The organism is Neobacillus drentensis, assembly GCF_036965645.1.
GTDB classification, from domain to species: domain Bacteria; phylum Bacillota; class Bacilli; order Bacillales; family Cytobacillaceae; genus Neobacillus; species Neobacillus drentensis_D.
Genome location: NZ_JBALPZ010000060.1, coordinates 53,568 through 71,645 on the forward strand (window position 1 = coordinate 53,568; position 18,078 = coordinate 71,645).

General features: G+C 40.0%; 17 protein-coding genes. 11 read left to right on the forward strand and 6 right to left on the reverse strand.

Annotated features, from left to right (window positions below; translation table 11 throughout):
- The first annotated feature begins 18 nt into the window (after nucleotides 1-18).
- From V7266_RS12805 to V7266_RS12830, 6 genes are all read left to right on the forward strand, one after another.
- A complete protein-coding gene (locus tag V7266_RS12805; protein ID WP_335468273.1) occupies nucleotides 19-1,488 on the forward strand; it encodes a nicotinate phosphoribosyltransferase in 1,470 nt (489 codons plus the stop codon).
- Nucleotides 1,489-1,744: 256 nt separating this feature from the next.
- Entirely contained in the window at nucleotides 1,745-3,115 is a 1,371-nt protein-coding gene (gene rlmD, locus V7266_RS12810) for a 23S rRNA (uracil(1939)-C(5))-methyltransferase RlmD (RefSeq protein WP_335468274.1), read from the forward strand.
- 116 nt (nucleotides 3,116-3,231) lie between these two features.
- The gene (locus V7266_RS12815; RefSeq protein WP_335468275.1) at nucleotides 3,232-3,798 is read left to right on the forward strand and encodes a DUF4256 domain-containing protein; all 567 of its coding nucleotides are present in this window, start codon (nucleotides 3,232-3,234) and stop codon (nucleotides 3,796-3,798) included.
- Nucleotides 3,799-3,978: 180 nt separating this feature from the next.
- A complete protein-coding gene (locus V7266_RS12820) occupies nucleotides 3,979-5,187 on the forward strand; it encodes a macrolide family glycosyltransferase (protein WP_335468276.1) in 1,209 nt (402 codons plus the stop codon).
- Between the two features lie 105 nt (nucleotides 5,188-5,292).
- Nucleotides 5,293-5,799 carry a DUF1456 family protein gene (locus tag V7266_RS12825; RefSeq protein ID WP_335468277.1) on the forward strand — a complete coding sequence of 169 codons (507 nt, stop codon included), beginning with the start codon at nucleotides 5,293-5,295 and terminating at the stop codon, nucleotides 5,797-5,799.
- Nucleotides 5,800-5,817: 18 nt separating this feature from the next.
- Nucleotides 5,818-6,525, forward strand: coding sequence for a M48 family metallopeptidase (locus tag V7266_RS12830; protein ID WP_335468278.1), 708 nt, complete (start codon nucleotides 5,818-5,820; stop codon nucleotides 6,523-6,525).
- A 125-nt stretch (nucleotides 6,526-6,650) separates the two neighbouring features.
- Here V7266_RS12830 and V7266_RS12835 read toward each other — a convergent pair whose 3' ends face one another.
- Entirely contained in the window at nucleotides 6,651-7,271 is a 621-nt protein-coding gene (locus V7266_RS12835; RefSeq protein ID WP_335468279.1) for a GntR family transcriptional regulator, read from the reverse strand.
- Nucleotides 7,272-7,533: 262 nt separating this feature from the next.
- On the opposite strand from V7266_RS12835, the gene garR reads away from it, so the two are divergent.
- The 4 genes from garR to V7266_RS12855 all read left to right on the forward strand — a co-directional run bounded on the left by garR (nucleotide 7,534) and on the right by V7266_RS12855 (nucleotide 12,003).
- On the forward strand, nucleotides 7,534-8,427 hold the full coding sequence (gene garR, locus V7266_RS12840; protein ID WP_335468280.1) for a 2-hydroxy-3-oxopropionate reductase: 894 nt from the start codon (nucleotides 7,534-7,536) through the stop codon (nucleotides 8,425-8,427).
- Between the two features lie 3 nt (nucleotides 8,428-8,430).
- On the forward strand, nucleotides 8,431-9,867 hold the full coding sequence (locus V7266_RS12845) for a four-carbon acid sugar kinase family protein (RefSeq protein ID WP_335468281.1): 1,437 nt from the start codon (nucleotides 8,431-8,433) through the stop codon (nucleotides 9,865-9,867).
- Between the two features lie 65 nt (nucleotides 9,868-9,932).
- Nucleotides 9,933-11,252 carry a gluconate:H+ symporter gene (locus V7266_RS12850; RefSeq protein WP_335468282.1) on the forward strand — a complete coding sequence of 440 codons (1,320 nt, stop codon included), beginning with the start codon at nucleotides 9,933-9,935 and terminating at the stop codon, nucleotides 11,250-11,252.
- 307 nt (nucleotides 11,253-11,559) lie between these two features.
- Nucleotides 11,560-12,003, forward strand: a complete 444-nt coding sequence (locus tag V7266_RS12855) for a zinc-ribbon domain-containing protein (protein WP_335468283.1) — start codon at nucleotides 11,560-11,562, stop codon at nucleotides 12,001-12,003.
- A gap of 240 nt (nucleotides 12,004-12,243) precedes the next feature.
- Here V7266_RS12855 and dltD read toward each other — a convergent pair whose 3' ends face one another.
- From dltD to dltX, 5 genes are read right to left on the reverse strand one after another with little or no spacing between them, the layout of a single operon-like run.
- Nucleotides 12,244-13,443, reverse strand: coding sequence for a D-alanyl-lipoteichoic acid biosynthesis protein DltD (gene dltD / locus V7266_RS12860; RefSeq protein ID WP_335468284.1), 1,200 nt, complete (start codon nucleotides 13,441-13,443; stop codon nucleotides 12,244-12,246).
- Nucleotides 13,440-13,676 (reverse strand): D-alanine--poly(phosphoribitol) ligase subunit 2, encoded by a 237-nt coding sequence (dltC, locus tag V7266_RS12865; RefSeq protein WP_144567131.1) that lies wholly within the window; start codon nucleotides 13,674-13,676, stop codon nucleotides 13,440-13,442. Before dltC ends, dltD begins: the two co-directional genes overlap by 4 nt.
- Nucleotides 13,677-13,681: 5 nt before the next feature.
- Nucleotides 13,682-14,848: a D-alanyl-lipoteichoic acid biosynthesis protein DltB gene (dltB, locus tag V7266_RS12870; RefSeq protein ID WP_335468285.1), complete on the reverse strand. Its 1,167-nt coding sequence runs from the start codon at nucleotides 14,846-14,848 to the stop codon at nucleotides 13,682-13,684.
- Complete coding sequence (dltA, locus tag V7266_RS12875; protein ID WP_335468286.1) at nucleotides 14,845-16,347, reverse strand: D-alanine--poly(phosphoribitol) ligase subunit DltA; 1,503 nt, start codon at nucleotides 16,345-16,347, stop codon at nucleotides 14,845-14,847. Before dltA ends, dltB begins: the two co-directional genes overlap by 4 nt.
- An 18-nt stretch (nucleotides 16,348-16,365) precedes the next feature.
- Complete coding sequence (gene dltX, locus V7266_RS12880) at nucleotides 16,366-16,491, reverse strand: teichoic acid D-Ala incorporation-associated protein DltX (protein ID WP_420491396.1); 126 nt, start codon at nucleotides 16,489-16,491, stop codon at nucleotides 16,366-16,368.
- A 316-nt stretch (nucleotides 16,492-16,807) separates the two neighbouring features.
- On the opposite strand from dltX, the gene V7266_RS12885 reads away from it, so the two are divergent.
- A complete protein-coding gene (locus V7266_RS12885) occupies nucleotides 16,808-18,010 on the forward strand; it encodes an MFS transporter (RefSeq protein WP_335468346.1) in 1,203 nt (400 codons plus the stop codon).
- Nucleotides 18,011-18,078: the final 68 nt, after the last annotated feature.

An 18,078-nucleotide genomic window follows, 5' to 3' on the forward strand; every position in this document is an offset into this window, starting at 1 on the left:
TATTCCGGAGGTTTTATGATGAAACACATTTATCATGATGATAGTTTATCTCTGCATACCGATTTGTATCAGATTAATATGGCAGAGACGTATTGGAGAGATGGCATACATAATAAACGTGCGGTATTTGAGCTGTTTTTCCGCAAGCTGCCATTTGGAAATGGCTATGCTGTTTTCGCCGGTTTAGAAAAGGTGATTCAATTTATTCAAGGGTTTCGTTTCAGTGAAGATGACCTTGAATATTTGAAAAATGAAGTGGGTTACAAGGATGATTTTCTCGACTATTTAAGAAATATGCGATTCACTGGGGAGATTCGTTCCATGCAAGAGGGAGAGCTCGTTTTTGGCAATGAACCTATCTTACGGGTGGATGCACCGCTAGGCGAGGCACAAATCATTGAAACAGCGTTACTCAACATTGTGAACTATCAAACATTAATTGCGACCAAAGCATCTAGAATGAAGCAGGTTGTTGGTGATGCGGTGGCGATGGAATTTGGAACAAGACGGGCTCAGGAGATGGACGCGGCCATTTGGGGAACGAGAGCGGCCTATCTGGCAGGCTTTGACTCGACCAGCAACGTGCGGGCCGGAAAACTATTCGGCGTTCCGGTTTCTGGGACACATGCGCATGCGATGGTCCAAGCCTATAAGGATGAATATACAGCTTTTCACAAATATGCGGAAACACATAAAGATTGTGTCTTTTTAGTGGATACATATGATACTCTTCGTCTTGGAGTGCCTAATGCCATCAAGGTGGCGAAGGAGCTGGGCGATAAGATTAATTTCATCGGCATCCGCCTTGATAGCGGTGACCTTGCTTATCTTTCTAAGGAAGCTCGTAAAATGCTGGATGATGCCGGTTTTCCAGACGCGAAGATCGTGGCCTCAAGTGACCTTGATGAATATACAATTATGAGTTTGAAAGGGCAAGGGGCAAGGATTGACAGCTGGGGAATTGGGACGAAGCTGATTACGGCTTATGACCAGGCTGCCCTTGGTGCAGTTTATAAAATTGTTGCGATTGAAGATGAAAATGGTGATTTAGAGGATACCATTAAAATTTCCTCTAATCCGGTGAAGGTAACGACTCCGGGAATGAAAAAAATTTACCGGATTATTAATAATATCAATCACCATGCCGAAGGGGATTATATTGCGATGGAAGATGAAGTGCTGCCGGAAAAACGGCTGCGCATGTTCCACCCAACCCATACATTTATCAATAAAGTAGTAACGAATTTTACGGCAAAAGAACTCCATTTGGATATAATTTCTAACGGTGAGCTAGTATATGAAGTCCCTTGTTTAGAAGAGTCTCGAGCCTATTTAAAGCAAAACCTGGATAGTCTTTGGGATGAGTATAAGCGTACGATGAATCCGGAAGAGTACCCTGTTGACTTGAGTCAAAAGTGCTGGGATAACAAGATGAGAAATATTGAAGAGGTAAAAGATAAAGTGGCTGCGATGAAAGCAGAAGAATAATTTTTAGGGCGTCCTGAAATTGGGGCGTCCTTCTTAATGGCTGAAATACGCATTTTCGCGGAATTACAGAGAGATTCGGCGGAAAAATTTAAACTTTAGACGGAATTAAAGGAAAAAACGGCGGAATGAATAAGGATTGATGCTGAATGATCACAAAAACCCGAGGAATCGCGGCACCTCATAAGCCCCATTTCGTGTTCCAACCCATTGTATGTTACAATCTTTCTAGTCAATTCCGGAGAAAAGGAAGAAATAAATGAACAAAACCATTCCAGTAACAAAAAATGAATATATAGATGTAGTGTTCAACGATTTAACTCATGACGGATCAGGGGTCGCTAAGGTAGATGGGTATCCACTATTTGTTCCAAACGGACTGCCGGGGGAAAAAGCCAAAGTGAAAGTAATTAAGACCGGTAAAAGCTATGGCTTCGGAAGATTAATCGAGCTTTATGAAAAAAGCCCATACCGGGTTGAAATTTCAAGCGGTGACCGCCCTAAATACGGCGGCTGCCAGCTCGAGCATATCAGCTATGAGGGCCAGCTAAAATATAAGGAAAATCAGGTCCGTGAAGTGCTGACTCGAATCGGCAAACTAGAAAATGTCGTCGTTCATCCGATTCTTGGCATGGAAAATCCTTGGCATTATCGAAATAAAGCCCAGGTGCCTGTTGGTGAAAAAGACGGTAAGTTGATTGCCGGCTTTTTTAAACCGAGAAGCCATGAAATAGTCGATACGGATGAGAGTCTCATCCAACTGCCGGAAATTAATGAGGCCGTTCAGACAATCAAAGAGATTTGCAGCAAACTTGGTATCCCCGCCTACCAGGAGGAGACCCATAAAGGAGTTCTTCGTCATATTATGGCGCGCTTCGGGAAGCAGACGGGCGAGCTTATGGTTGTGCTGATTACGAGAACGGCAGAATTACCACAAAGGGATAAGCTGGTTGAAGAAATTGCAGCCCGGCTGCCGAAGGTGAAATCGGTCGTTCACAATGTGAATTCGAAACGGACGAATGTAATCCTCGGAGAAAAAACGAAGGTTTTATGGGGAAGCGAGGTCATTTATGACTATATTGGCGATGTGAAATTTGCCATCTCTGCTTTGTCGTTTTACCAAGTGAATCCGGTCCAAACAAAGGTGCTTTATGACAAGGCTCTGGAGTATGCTGATTTGAGCGGGGAAGAAACTGTAATTGATGCTTATTGCGGAATCGGGACGATATCTTTATTTTTAGCACAAAAGGCTAAGAAGGTTTTCGGTGTAGAAGTGGTTCCGGAAGCGATTGAAGATGCTAAGCGAAATGCGGAGTTGAATGGACTTACCAATGCCGAGTTTGCTGCCGGAGAATCAGAAATTGTCATTCCGAAGTGGTACAAGGAAGGCAATACTGCGGATGTGCTCGTGGTTGACCCGCCCCGTAAAGGCTGTGACGAGGCGCTGCTGCAGACGATTATTGATATGAAGCCTAAGAAAGTGGTCTATGTATCCTGTAACCCTGCGACTCTTGCCAGGGATTTACGAATCCTTGAGGATGGCGGCTATAAAACGGTTGAAGTGCAGCCGGTTGATATGTTCCCGATGACTACCCATGTGGAAACAGTTGCTCTGCTCGAACAAAACTAAGTAGTAAAATCAAGGATTACAGCGATAAATACCCATATAGTTTTGTGTGTTTTAAGTCAGATAAACAGAAATCTTAAAAAACTAGTTCTAAACATAATAGATGATGAGGGTTAAGTATGACAAATGAAAAAAAGCAGTTGTCACCAGAACAACGTGAAGAAATACTCGGAATATTGAAGGCTCGTTTTGAAAAAAACATGAATCGCCATGAAGGAATTGAATGGGCTGAAGTACAGGCAAAGCTAGAAACTAATACTGAAAAACTGTGGTCGCTTAACGAAATGGAAAGAACCGGCGGTGAACCGGATGTTATTGTTCATGACCAAGAGGCGGGCGAATACATTTTTTATGATTGTTCAGCGGAAAGTCCTAAAGGGCGGAGAAGTTTTTGTTACGACCTGGAAGCGCTGGAGTCAAGGAAACAACACAAACCACAAAACAACGCTATAGATATGGCGGCTGACATGGGCATTGAGATTTTAACGGAAGAGCAATACCGGGAATTGCAGAAACATGGGAATTTCGATACTAAAACATCGAGCTGGGTGAAAACACCTGCTACTATTAGAAAACTAGGTGGGGCCATCTTTTGTGATCGTCGCTACGACACTATCTTTGTGTACCACAATGGAGCAGAATCGTACTATGCTGCAAGAGGTTTCCGCGGATCGCTAAGGGTCTAATTTTGGGTGTGATATCGCACGTCGAATTTGTATCACAGCTCATTTTAAAGAAAGGCAACTGACCGATTGGGGTGTTGCCTTTCTTCGTTTCCTGAAACGGAAAATCATGGCCGTGACATGGAGCAGTGACTCTTTATTCATACCCAAACTAGAAAATATGATAGCTAAGGAGTGATAAAAATGGCACGTGTTTTATTTATTAATGCCGGTTCAGAAGGACATATCAATCCAACTATTGGAGTTGTGCAAGAGCTTATTTCCCGCGACGAAGAGGTAGTGTACTTTACGATAGAAGCCTTTCGAGAGCGTATTGAGAAGACGGGAGCTACTGTACGAACATTGGACGGTCAAAAAATTATAACTGCCTTTATCTCGGGTGGAAGAAATTATTTACTTGAAAGAATTAACGGTTTATTACTTACGGCAGAGATTATCATACCTAGCGTGCTTGAACAGATAGAAGGAGAACATTTTGATTACATCATCCATGATTCCATGTTTGGTTGTGGACGTTTACTTGCCCAAATCCTTAAGCTTCCGGCAGTCAATTCTTGCACTTCCTTTGCAGAGACAAAGGAATCATTCGATAAAATGTTGGAACAGCTTTCTAAAAACATTCCTTCAGATGTGGTTAAAGAAATAAACGATGAATATCAAAGACTGACGATAAGGGTGAAGGAAAAATATAATGTCGAAATCGGTTCTCCTTATGAGGTTTATTGCAATCCTGCGCCGCTTACAATCGTTTACACAACTAGGGAGTTTCAACCTTTTGGAGAAGCATTCGACCAAACTTACAAATTTATCGGTCCATCCATCTCTACACGATTACTTCAAGAAAACTTTGACCTTACAGCAATCCAGGAAAAAAGACCAATTTATATTTCACTGGGTACTGTTTTTAACCAAGCCATTGATTTTTATAAGCTTTGTTTTAGAGCATTTGGGAACACTGATTATACCGTTGTCATGTCGATTGGGGAAAAAACTCAACTATCTGATTTAGGGGAGATCCCGAAGAACTTCATGGTAAAAAATTATGTTCCACAAACAGAGATACTAAGGTATACTAAATTATTTATTACACATGGTGGAATGAACAGTACCCATGAAGGTCTCTATTATGGGGTTCCGCTCATTGCAATCCCACAAAGTGCGGATCAGCCCATCATTGCTGGGCAAGTTGCCAATATCGGTGCCGGTATTCAATTACAAATGGATGGCTTGACTGCGAATCAACTAAGTGAAGCTGCAGAGCATGTGCTAACCAGCCCATCTATCCATAAGGCTGTCTCAGATATAAGAGAGTCCTTTCAAAAATCGGGTGGTTATCACAAAGCTGGCGATGAGATTTTTGAATTTAAACGTAAATATGATATTAAAATATAAAAGATTCTCTGCTGAGTGTAAACTTACCAGCCCCATTTCCTCCATAAAGCCGAGGCTGTTACAAAGTCTAAAATAAAATAATGAGTAAGATAAAGGAGGTCCATGATGGACAATAATGATATACTAATTCGTTTAAGATATGCGCTAGAAATAAAAAATAAAGAAATGGCAGAAATCTTTAAACTGGGCGGTGTAGAAGTAACTGTTCCAGAAGTGATACAGATCCTGACAAAATCAGACGACGATTATGAGGATGACGATTATGAGAGTGAACATCAAATAAAGTGTAATAACAGCATGTTCGATTCATTCTTAAATGGCTTAATTATTTTTAAAAGAGGCAAACAAGAGCCTAAACCAGGACTGTCTACACCAGAACCGGTTTCACCCAAAAGTGCTAACGTTAATAATCTCCTGTTAAAGAAGGTAAAAATAGCCCTATCATTAACCACTGAGGATATGCTGGAAATATTTGAAATGGCTGGAATCAGGGTATCAAAAGGAGAACTTAGTGCTTTGTTAAGAAAAGAAGGGCATAAGAATTATAAAGAATGCGGAGATAAATTCGCTCGTAATTTCTTAAAAGGACTAGCGATTAAATACAGAGGATAATGCACCAAAGGTGATAAGATGATACATACGTACAGAGGTAAGACGATACGTTTTGAAATAAGGTACAAGAACCGCACCTCCATAGGAATGACGATCGATAGTTATGGAAATGTGGAAGTCCAGGCTCCGAAAGGGACACCTGATGATAGAGTGCTTCAAACAATAGAGCAAAACTGGGACCTTATTCAGCAAAAATTAAACGAAATGAAGGATAGACAGCAAGGTCCGCAGAAAAAGGTCTATGAACATGGCGAGAGCTTTCTTTATTTAGGAAACACTTACCCGATACAAATCTATGAAAACAAAAATATCGAGCAGGACTATGTTGAGTTTGACGGAGAATCGTTACAAATCTATGTGAAGCAGCTAGACGATGCAAGCATAAAACAAGCTTTAAAACGCTTTTATTATCAGCAGTGTAAAGCAATAGTTGAGAAGAGTATCAGCTCCTATCAAAGCTACTTTAAAACAAAACCACGTTCTATACGGATTACAGATAGTAAAACGACCTGGGGAACCTGTGATTCAAGACAGCAGTTAACATTTAATTGGAGGCTGGCGATGGCACCACGAGAAGTCGTTGAGTATGTAGTCATTCATGAAATGTGCCATATGGTCCATCTGAACCATGACCGCTCTTTCTGGCGGCTTGTTGGAAAAATAATGCCCAATTATCAGGAAAAAGAAAACTGGCTGGCAGTATCAAATTGGAAAATGACTGTATAGGAGTAAATTTCTTGTTAAGTTTTCACCAGGACTCCAATAAATAAAGCATCTGCATTATGCAGGTGCTTTTTAACATAAAAAACACATCTCCCCAAATGGCAGAAAGATGTGTCAATTGTTTAACCCTAATTTCCAATTAGATGCAGACAAAAGTCTAAATCGGCTTGTAAATGGCTTTTCATCAGCATTTCTGCCCTTTCGCCGTCCCTTGCTTTAATGGCCTTGTAGATTTCTTCATGTTCATCAATTAGATGAGGACGGTTGTAAAATACAACGGTTTTACGGAAAAGATAAATCGTAGATTGCATCCGGTCAATAATATCAATCATAACTGGATTATTGCTGGCGTGAACAATAATTTCATGAAAGCGTTCATTAGCACGCATGATCTCTTCGACAGTACCTTTCCTTCCAATCTCAACACAGTTACATAGAGATTCCAGTTCGTCTTCCTTCAGATAGGATGCTGCACATTTTGCTGAAAAGCCTTCTAATAGAATACGGACTTGAAACATATTTCTCAAATCCTTTTCGGTCGGCTTAACTACCCTCTTATTCACAATAAGCCCTTCTTGTTCCAATTTACGAATGGACTCACGGATAGGGGTTCTGCTCACACCTAATTCAGCAGCAACCTTTTCTTCCACGATCTTGGTCCCTCCGGGAAGCTCTCCATTTAAAATTTTATCACGAATAATTTCATAGGATTGATGGAAAGCAGGACGAGAACGATCACTTCCTAACAAAGATTTCACCTCAAATATGATTTCACTAATTAAAATTATCTTACCAAATTTAAAGACAAAAAAATACCAAAGTCATCTTTTATCTATAATCCAGTATACACTAAATAAAATTTTGTATACAAAAAAAATAAAAATGTATACAAAATAGTAAAGCTAGTATACAATAGCAAATGTAAACACTAATTGAAAGCGGTTGCGATGGTTCTGAGAGACGCAATTAGCTTATTGTATATTAAATGATAGAAATCAAGGAGGAATAAAGATGGAACGAAAAGTTGGCTTTATTGGACTTGGAATAATGGGAAAACCTATGTCATTAAACCTTATGAAGGCAGGGCACACACTGACTGTATTTGATCTTAATCAAGAGGCGGTAAATAGTTTAGTAGAGGCTGGAGCGACTGCAGCAGCATCACCTAAAGAAGTAGCAGAAAAAAGTGATGTCATTATTACCATGCTGCCAGCTTCTCAGCACGTGAAACAAGTTGTTACAGGTGAGAATGGCATTTTAGAAGGAGCAAATGAAGGTTCTGTCATCATTGATATGAGTTCTATTACTCCTGAAGTATCAAGAGAACTTGCAGATGAAGCGGCAAAAAAAGGTGTAGGAATGCTTGATGCACCTGTTAGCGGCGGAGAACCAAAAGCCATTGACGGTACGTTAGCCATCATGGTTGGCGGTAAGGAAGATGTTTTTGAAAGCGTTCAGTCTGTTCTTTACGGCATGGGAAAGGATGTAACCTTAGTAGGTGATAATGGCTGTGGTGTAACGGCAAAACTGGCTAATCAGATTATTGTAAACCTTAACATTGCCGCAATGTCTGAGGCACTTGTATTAGCAGCAAAAGCTGGTATTAATGTTGAAAAAATGTACCAGGCCATCAGAAGCGGGCTTGCTGGAAGTGCAGTGCTCGATGCAAAAGTACCAATGATTTTAGACCGAAACTTTGTTGCAGGCGGCAGCATTGCTATCAATATGAAAGACATAACCAATGTAATGGATACAGCCCATGAAATCGGTGTTCCGTTACCACTATCAAGCCAATTATTAGAGATTTTCCATGCGTTAAAGGTGGATGGGAAAATTAAAGACGATCATGGCAGCATAGTTAGATATTATGAAAAACTTGCAAATGTTGAAGTAAAGAGGGTTTAAAACATGAATGAGACAAAGAGTGTATCCGTAGAAGTTCTTGAAACTCTTCCTGAAGTAAACCGTGCACAAGTTGATGATTTGCTTGCGGAAGCACTAAAGACACTGAATAAAAAAATTATTGTCCTGGATGATGATCCAACAGGTGTACAAACAGTCCATGACATTTCGGTTTTTACAGATTGGTCGCTAGAAAGCATTGAACAGGGATTTAATGAAGAACAGTCCATGTTCTTTATCTTAACCAATTCAAGAGGGTTTACAGCAGAAGAAACTGAGAAGGCGCACCGTGAAATGGCGGAAAATATTCTAACAGTGGCTTCGAAATTAAACCGGGAGTTCATGATTATCAGCCGTGGAGATTCCACGTTAAGAGGCCACTATCCTTTAGAAACAAACGTTTTAAAGGAAACGATTGAGACTGCTTCTGATTTGAAAATGGATGGAGAAGTAATCCTGCCTTTCTTCAAAGAGGGAGGGCGCCTTACCATCAATAACATTCACTATGTTCAGTACGGTGAGGAACTGATACCTGCCGGAGAAACAGAGTTTGCCAAGGATCGTACCTTTGGTTACACAAAATCTGATTTAGGTGAATGGATTGAAGAGAAGTCTAATGGAGAATTTACTGCTGAAAATACATTATATATTTCACTTGAACAGCTGCGTTCTATGCAGATTGGAAAAATAACCGAACAGCTTCTTCAAGTGGACAATTTTAATAAGGTAGTAGTCAATGCTGTTGATGAGGCGGATGTAAAAATCTTTACCATTGCTTTAGTACAGGCTATTAACGGCGGCAAGAACTTCTTGTTCAGGAGTGCAGCCGCTCTTCCAAAAGTAATCGGAGGAGTGAGTAATAAACCGCTGCTTACTAGAGCAGAATTAGTGGGAGAAGAAACAGGGAATGGCGGATTAATTATTATTGGTTCCCATGTAAAAAAAACTACCGAACAACTGGAAGAGCTTAAAAAGGTAAGTGCCATTGAATTTATTGAGTTTAATAGCCATTTAGTTTTACAGCCTGAAGCATTTCAGAAAGAATGTGACCGGGTAATTGAAACAACTGAGGCTCTTATTAGCTCCGGTAAAACCGTTGCGGTTTATACCAGCAGAGAGCGTCTTGACCTTGGAGAGGGTAAAAAGGAAGAAGAATTAAAACTCTCCGTTTCGATTTCAGATGCGGTCACAAGTATCGTCACTAGATTACAAGTTAGACCGAACTTTCTCATTGCAAAAGGCGGGATTACCTCAAGTGATGTTGGGACAAAAGGCTTGAAGGTGAAGAGAGCAACAGTCGCTGGTCAAATTCGTCCTGGAATTCCAGTGTGGAGAACAGGGGAAGAAAGCAAGTATCCTGGTATGGCTTATGTCATTTTCCCAGGGAACGTAGGATCCAAAACCGATTTAAAAGAGGTTGCTGAAATATTAAGCGGTAGATAGATTTTAAAAGGATGCCAATAAACATAGTATTGGCATCCCCTTAAACAAAGGAGAAGATGGGGAAAATGCCAATAGTATTTATCTGCATAGGGGTAGCATTATTACTATTATTGATGGTGGTCTTTAAGTTAAACGCATTCATCTCGTTGATTGTAGTCGGATTGCTCGTAGGTATAATGGAAGGTATGTCACCAGTCGAGGCGATGACATCCATTACAACCGGTTTGGGCGGCACCTTGGGAAGTCTAGCTTTAGTGATTGTATTTGGGGGTATGATTGGGAAATTGATGGCTGATTCCGGGGGTGCTCAGCGAATCTCTGTTACCCTAATCCGTGCATTTGGCAAGAAGCGTGTGCAGTTAGCAGCTGTTCTTACTGCATTTGTTGTTGGAATCGCTCTATTTTTTGAAACAGGCGTTGTTGTTTTAATCCCATTAGTATTCACGATTGCCGCAGAAGCGGGTGTTCCCATTCTATACATTGGAATGCCGGTTATCGCAGCGTTAATTACTATGCATGGCTTTGTGCCGCCGCATCCAGGGCCAACAGCGGTTGCGGGCATCTATCAAGCAAACCTTGGTAAGACATTATTATATGGGATTATCATCGCTATTCCTGCTGTTATTATTAGTGGACCATTATATACGAAGTTATTTAAAAAGGAAGATTTAGAAGTAGAGATTCCAAAAGGTCTTTTTACACCAAAACACTTTAAAGAAGAGGAAATGCCTGGATTTGGTATTAGTATGTTTACTGCTCTTATTCCAGTTATTCTTATTGCCTTCCAGGCTATTGTAGAAATTGTAGCACCAAAATCAGGTCTTTTACCTGCTGCTCAATTTTTAGGTAATCCTGGTGTTGCGTTGTTAATTTCTGTAATCGTTGCCATTTTCACGTTTGGTCTTAATCGCGGTAGAAAAATGCCGGAACTGATGAATTCACTTACAGAATCCATTAGTAGTATTGCAGTAATTTTATTGATTATCGGCGGCGGCGGTGCATTCAAACAAGTATTGATTGATAGCCATGTCGATAAATACGTTGCCCACCTAATGGAAGGATCATCGATTTCTCCATTAATCCTAGCATGGTTAATTGCCGCAATATTACGTGTCGTTTTAGGCTCTGCTACTGTCGCAGGTATGACTGCTGCTGGGATTGCGGCACCACTGGTTGCAGCAACACATGTAAGTCCAGAGCTTATGGTTTTAGCTACTGGTGCTGGAAGTATGACGTTCTCCCATGTAAATGATGCAGGTTTTTGGATTTACAAGGAATTCTTTAACCTATCCATTGGTAAAACCATTAAAACATGGTCAGTTATGGTTACGATTGCTTCTCTTGTTGGGCTGGCAGGAGTGTTAATCATCAATCTGTTTATTTAAGGAATTAATTAGATTTTATATAAGAAAAAACTTGAAGAGTAACCTATTACCTTTCTCCTTTGAAGGAAGGCAATGGTTACTCTTTTTTATTTGCCTGCCCCATCTTTTAATAAGACTAATGGTCTAAAAAAAGATTTTCTGTTTGAATGCGGACTGGCATAAATAAATATTTTGAACTATATAATGGAAGGATTTAAAAATCAGTAAAGGAGAGAACAACGGGCATGCCTGCGGAAAGCGAGCTCCTTCCGCTCCAATCAATGTCCAAGTTTAACACAGCCTAAAAATAATAAGAGAGGTGCTTTTTATGATCTGTAAACAATGTGGAAATCAGGTGGCGGTTAACGCTAAATATTGTGGCAGTTGTGGAAGCGAAGTATCCTCAGAGGGTTTAGAACGTTCTTCAGTAGATGATGCTGGAATCGTTAAAGAGGACCAAGACAATAAGATCATTTTTGTTCTCTCCTATTTAGGTATATTATGTTTCTTGCCTCTTTTAGTCTGTCCTAACTCGAAAACCGGCCGTTTCCATGCCAATCAAGGGCTCGTCTTATTATTAGCAGGAATAGGCGGGGAAATTGTCCTGTCTATATTATCAGCAATTTTGTGGAGATTATGGTGGTTAATGTCATTAATTAATACTGCATTTGGTATTGCCTTAGTAGTCTTTATGATTATTGGGATGGTAAATGCGAGTAAGGGTGAAAAAAAGCCGCTTCCTATAATCGGAAATATGAAAATACTAAAATGAATTAGCAGTATCCGTAAAAAAGAAAGAAGGCAGCTTATCTACTAGCTGCCTTCTTTCTTTTAGGCTGTGTTAATCTTGAATGTTGATTTCCGCTCCANNCCTCCTCGGCGCTAAAGCGCCTGCGGGGTCTCCCCTGCCCCGTACTCCCGCAGGATTCGAGCGCCTTCCGCTCCAATCAACATTGTGTCAAAATCATCAGTAACCTTTAACACAGCCTTCTTTTAAAATATCAGATATGCCTTAATGATTCACCATAACAACCTTTTTTTCGTTTCCCTCATAAAATTGCTTAATAGCCTGATCCGTGTAAACCCAGCCCTTCCAGCCAATGTGAATAGTATCCTTCATGAAATATGGATCATATTCGTGGCCTGAGAAATCGGCAACTTGGAAGCCTTCAGCCTCTATTTGCTGTTTAATCCGTTTATAATAAGCAGTACGTCCTTGTTTAGGAAACCCAGTATAATCATAATAATGCCCATTAACAGGGACCGAGATAAACAGAGGCTTTGCTCCGGATTGTTTTAATACATCTAGGACAAGCTGGAAGTCTCCGTATTCTTTCGATGTTCCATAGGAACGATTAATGTCTTTATTTTTAAAAGACGGTAAGAAACCTTTAATTTTATTATATTGCGAGTTTACGATATAAAAATGATTGTTTGTTGCCCGTTTGGAACCAAGTTGATCCGCTTCTTGCGCTAACTCGTTCCACGATTTATTCCTTACTTTCGGAGTAAGGTCCCGATGACGAGAAAAACCGCCTGCCAATGAGTAATATAAATCTTTTTTCTCTAGCAAATTCCGATAGACAACAGCAACAGGGTGAAGAACACTGGCTTCCCGCTTTATCCATGGATCATTCGTGATCTCAGCTTTGTAGAGAGTAGAGAGAATAGGATCGTTTTTAACGGATGAATAGGTTAAGAGGCGCTTAATGGCCTTTTTCTTCACCTCTGAATCAATTTGGTTGTTAAAAGCAAAATCATATCCTTGCAGGGAAGAATAATTAGGTACAAAATGCGATTCATCTGCTCCTAGTGGATTAAACCATTGCGGAGACAGCACAAACACGATTTTCTTATCCTTTAGCTGGTTAATATGTTCGGAAAAATTTAAAAAATGAATCAGTGATTCAGTTCCACCACGGCCAATCAGAAAAGGTGTGAAGTCTTCATGGACCTCTTGAAAATAGTTAGAAGGATGAAAACGATCCAGCCTAGCCAGTTCTGATGAACCGTAGATAGGCAAATATCGGCTATCCCCAAGCATTTTTTCCTGTATATACTTCCCTTGAAACATGAAAGGACTTAATTCAGTTGCTGCTTGGCTGATTCGGTTTTTCGGAATCAGGCTCTCAATCCAACGATCTGGAATGATCACAAGGATAAATAAAACAAAGAAAGCTAGAAAAAGCGGTATAAATACAGGCTTTCTCATTTAAAATCAGCCAACTGAATGGCGATATTATTCGGAGTGTTCCAAGTATCCCGGTCAAATTCAGTAATCGGTACAGTGATTCCAAAGCGCTCTTCTACTAAAACTAGTAATTCCACTGTGCCGAAAGAGTCTAATAATGAGGAATCAAATAAATTAATATCCGGATTTTCCTTTACTACCTCGTCTTGACAAATTTCAGCTATTAACTCAATTACTTGTTCTTTAAATTCCATCGAAATCATGCTCCTTTTTGAATAAAATGTCCCGAAAATATATAAAATCCAAAGCAAATAAAGTGGAAGGTAATCACAATACTAACGACCCGAGTGAATCTAGTCTGCGGCCACCATTTATGCTTTTTATTAAACTGCTCGAACGTATTGTAGCCGACCATCAGTAAGGCATGATAGATTCCATAGAGAATATATTGAATCTCAAGCCCATGCCAGAAACCCATTAACAGAAATAACAAAATATATCCGAGGTTAGAGGTAATGTTACGGTTTTTAATCCACTTCTTTTTCGTCATCCAAAAAACAAACCGCATGTAAACATAATCTCGAAACCAGAAGGAAAGGCTCATATGCCAGCGATTCCAAAAGTCTTTTATATTCCTGCTGATAAATGGCAGATTGAAGTTTTCCGGCGATTTGATCCCCATAATATAGCTGACGCCAATGGCAAATGCACTGTAACCTGCAAAATCGAAAAATAAATAAAAACTATACCCATACATATAAAAGAGCTGGCTTTGAAAATGACTTGTCGCAATAAATCTTAAGTTTGGAAGGAAAAAATGATTAATAGAATAGCCAATGATATATTTATATAAAAAGCCCAAGAATATTTTGTTAATGCCATCATATAACAGCTGCTTATACTGCTCAGCTGTTACCTCTGCTTTTAAATCTTTGTCAAACCGACGGTACCGGTCAATTGGACCGGATGAAATAGTCGGGAAGAATAAAATGAAATATAGCAAATTAGCAAGGGGGAGTCTTTGTTTTATTAACCCGTCCCTTGTTTCCATAATCAATTGTGTTCCTTTAAAAGTTAAGTAGGAAATCCCTAAAAAGGACATCCAGTTAGTATCTGAAAAGTAAGGAAGCAATTTATAAATCGTTAATGGAAGAATGGAAGCAATGACGGCAAAGGAAAAAATCCAGCCGCTGTTTGCTTTTTTTCGATAGGCTATATACCCTTCAATTAATAGAACCTGCCAGGTTGTAAAAAGGACCAGGGCAAGCGCACTAGCTGGCTTAGTTGAAAAAATAATGGCTAATACGATAACCGTTATAACCATGTTATATGATTGAAATCTCTTCCCTTGTAAACCAAGGATTATGGTTGGTGCTAAAAGAATCACTAGGATGAAAAAGAAGGTAAAAGAACTATATGGAATCATAGCAATACCTTATCACGGATCGTTTTTCTATCCACTTTACCATTCGGTGTGATTGGCAGTTCTTTATGATAAGAAAACTTCCGTGGAATCATATAGGCCGGCAGTACTAATCCTAGTTCTTTTTTTATCGCACCAGTAAGCTGATATTCTTTTTCAAAAGGATGTTCCGCTGGAATAATCAATACGGATAGGTATTCAATCTTATCATCTTGATAAATGGGAACAACAACTGCTGATTTCACATATTTGCATTTGGCAATATGGTATTCAACTTCCTCAAGCTCCATCCGATAGCCATGTAACTTAATTTGGAAATCTAATCTTCCTTTATAAAAAAGTAGGCCTTGCTTAATGAAACCAGCATCACCGGTTCTGTAAGCCTGCTGTCCATTATAGAGGAAAAAGGCTTTATCATTTAGTTCTGGCTGCCCCAAATAGCCTTTACTTACGCTTGGTCCAACAATGATGATTTCTCCTTTTTCTTCCTCGGGTACAGGCATATTCTCTTCATTTAATAGGATGATTTGTGTATCCGATTTTGCGGCTCCTACAGGAAGAGTTTGATATTCCTCTATCACTTCATCATTTATTTCTAAAAAGGTTACAGCAACCGTTGTCTCGGTTGGACCATAGGTATTAAAGATCCTTGCTTTTGGGAATCGTTCCCGCAGCTGCTTGCAAACTAAAACCGGCAAAATTTCGCCGCAGAAAAGAAATACTGAAAGTTCCGGAAGCAGGTGATCATTAAACGATGGGTCCATCAAACACATTTGGACAAACGAAGGCGTAGAGGTCCATACTTCTGTTTCGGACCTTTTTAACTCTTCAAATAAGATCTTTGGCCTAGCGATCATTTCTTTTGTAATTGCAAATAATGTGCCGCCACTTGCCAAAGCCGGGTAGAGGTCCATTACCGAAAGATCAAAGGAGAAGGGAGCTTGGTTTAAAAAGCGAAGTCCGCCCTTAATTGGGAAGTCTTCCACCATCCAGTCCACGAAGCTTTGCAAATTGTTGGCAGTAATCTGGACACCTTTTGGGTTTCCCGTACTTCCTGATGTATAGATAATATAAAAAACATCATGTTCCTTAACCCAATTGGATGAGCCTATTGAATCGTGTTTATCCATGTCCTCAGGGGTTACAACCCTTATCAATGACTCTTCCATCGGAAGCTCGAGTCCGGACACATTAATTAATAATTCCGCTTTAGAATTCCTGATTATTTTTTCCATTCTTTCTAATGGAATAGAGATATCAACAGGAATATAGGGATGACCAGCTTTTACACTTCCAAGGAAGGAAATCACCATTTCCGGTTCCATATGTCCATAAACCAAAATAGGTGAGTGCTCTTTAAGGTTATGCGCTATAATGAAGCCCGCTAAGTGATCAGATTTCTGCCAAAGCTCACCGTAGGTAATCTGTTTCGCAGGAGAGATAAAAACCAATCTTTCTGGCTGTAACCTAGCATTGTTTTGAATGGCTTGTAACAATTTCATTTTGGGATCCCCCCGTAATTAAAAATCATTGTAAATATACGAACCTGCACTTGCGTCATTGAAGCCATACATAAAAAACAGTAAAAGAAGAATAAGCAAGTAATACAAAAATTTACTGGCCCATCTAACCCTTTCCTGGTAAATAAAACTCTTTATTTTTTCGAGCATAATGATACCCCGCTATAAGGATTGTCAAATGTGACTATAATCCTATATTTTTAACGTAACTATCATAATTCGGATTGAAACTCCTTGCATTAAGATTTAATGAAAAGGACATTATTATTTTTTAATTTTTAACTTCAAAGACCCAAGAAAAGGAAACTTACAATGAGTGGAAAAGGAAATATAAAAAAACAACAAGTGTCCTTCAGTCGTGGATTTATGTATTTTTATGGTGCCTGACACCAAAAAGGAGTAAAGTGGATAGGGGAAAAACCAAAGGAAGAAGGTTTTAATGTTGGAGAAGCTGCAACAAGGGACGACTGCCTTTCGAAGGGCTAATTTTGCGCTCTTTGCTGGAGGGTTTATTACCTTTTCGATTCTTTATGATGTTCAGCCTTTACTGCCAATCTTTACAAAAGAATTTGATGTCACGGCGGCGACTGGGAGTCTGACCTTATCGGTAACCACGTTTACACTTGCTATTTCCATGTTATTTATAAGTTCCATATCCGAAGCTTGGGGGAGAAAGCCGATTATGTCGGTCTCGTTACTCCTTTCTTCACTAATTGTCATTATCACAGCCTTTAGTCCGACCTTTAGCTCGCTGCTGGGTTTTCGTATCCTGCAAGGTATAGTGCTCGCAGGACTTCCAGCGATTGCGATGGCCTATCTCGGTGAGGAGGTTGACCCTAAGAGTCTTGGAATTGCGATGGGCATCTATATCAGTGGAAATTCCATTGGCGGAATGGCTGGAAGAATTATTACCGGCTCGATTACAGACCTGTTCTCCTGGCGCGTTGCCATGGGGAGTATTGGGATCATCAGCTTAATCCTAAGCCTATGGTTTTGCTTTCACCTGCCAAACTCTCGTTATTTTTCACCTAAGCCATTAAAGCTAAAGACTCTAAGCAAATCGCTGATTGGACATTTAAAGGATCCAGCTCTTTTGTGTTTGTTTTGTATCGCTTTTATTTTAATGGGAAGCTTTGTTACCCTTTATAACTATATCGGCTTTGAACTGCTGGCACCTCCCTATCACTTAAGCCAAACCATTGTGGGCTGGATTTTTATTGTCTATCTGACTGGAACATTTAGCTCGACGTGGATGGGGCGTCTTTCAGATTCCCTAGGTCGTAAAAAGGTTTTATGGATCTGTCTTATTATTATGGCAGCGGGGGCCGTAGTAACATTAGCGGTACCATTAGTGTTAAAAATCATGGGTATTGCTGTCTTTACGTTTGGCTTTTTTGGAGCACATTCGATTGCATCCAGCTGGGTTGGCAGAAGGGCACGCACAGCCAAGGCGCAAGCCTCGTCGCTGTATTTGTTCTTTTATTACTCCGGTTCAAGTATTGCCGGTACAGCGGGAGGCTTTTTCTTTTCCAACTTTGGATGGAAAGGGGTTATTGGTTTTATCCTATGTTTGCTTTTGCTGGCTTTCCCATTATCGCTTAAGCTGTCTTCTGTTACGGGGAACCCAGTACAAGCTGCGAACTGATTTATTATGGAAGGAACCTTTCGGACCAAGAAAGGTTCTTTTTCGTCTTCCAACTATTTCACTTGTTT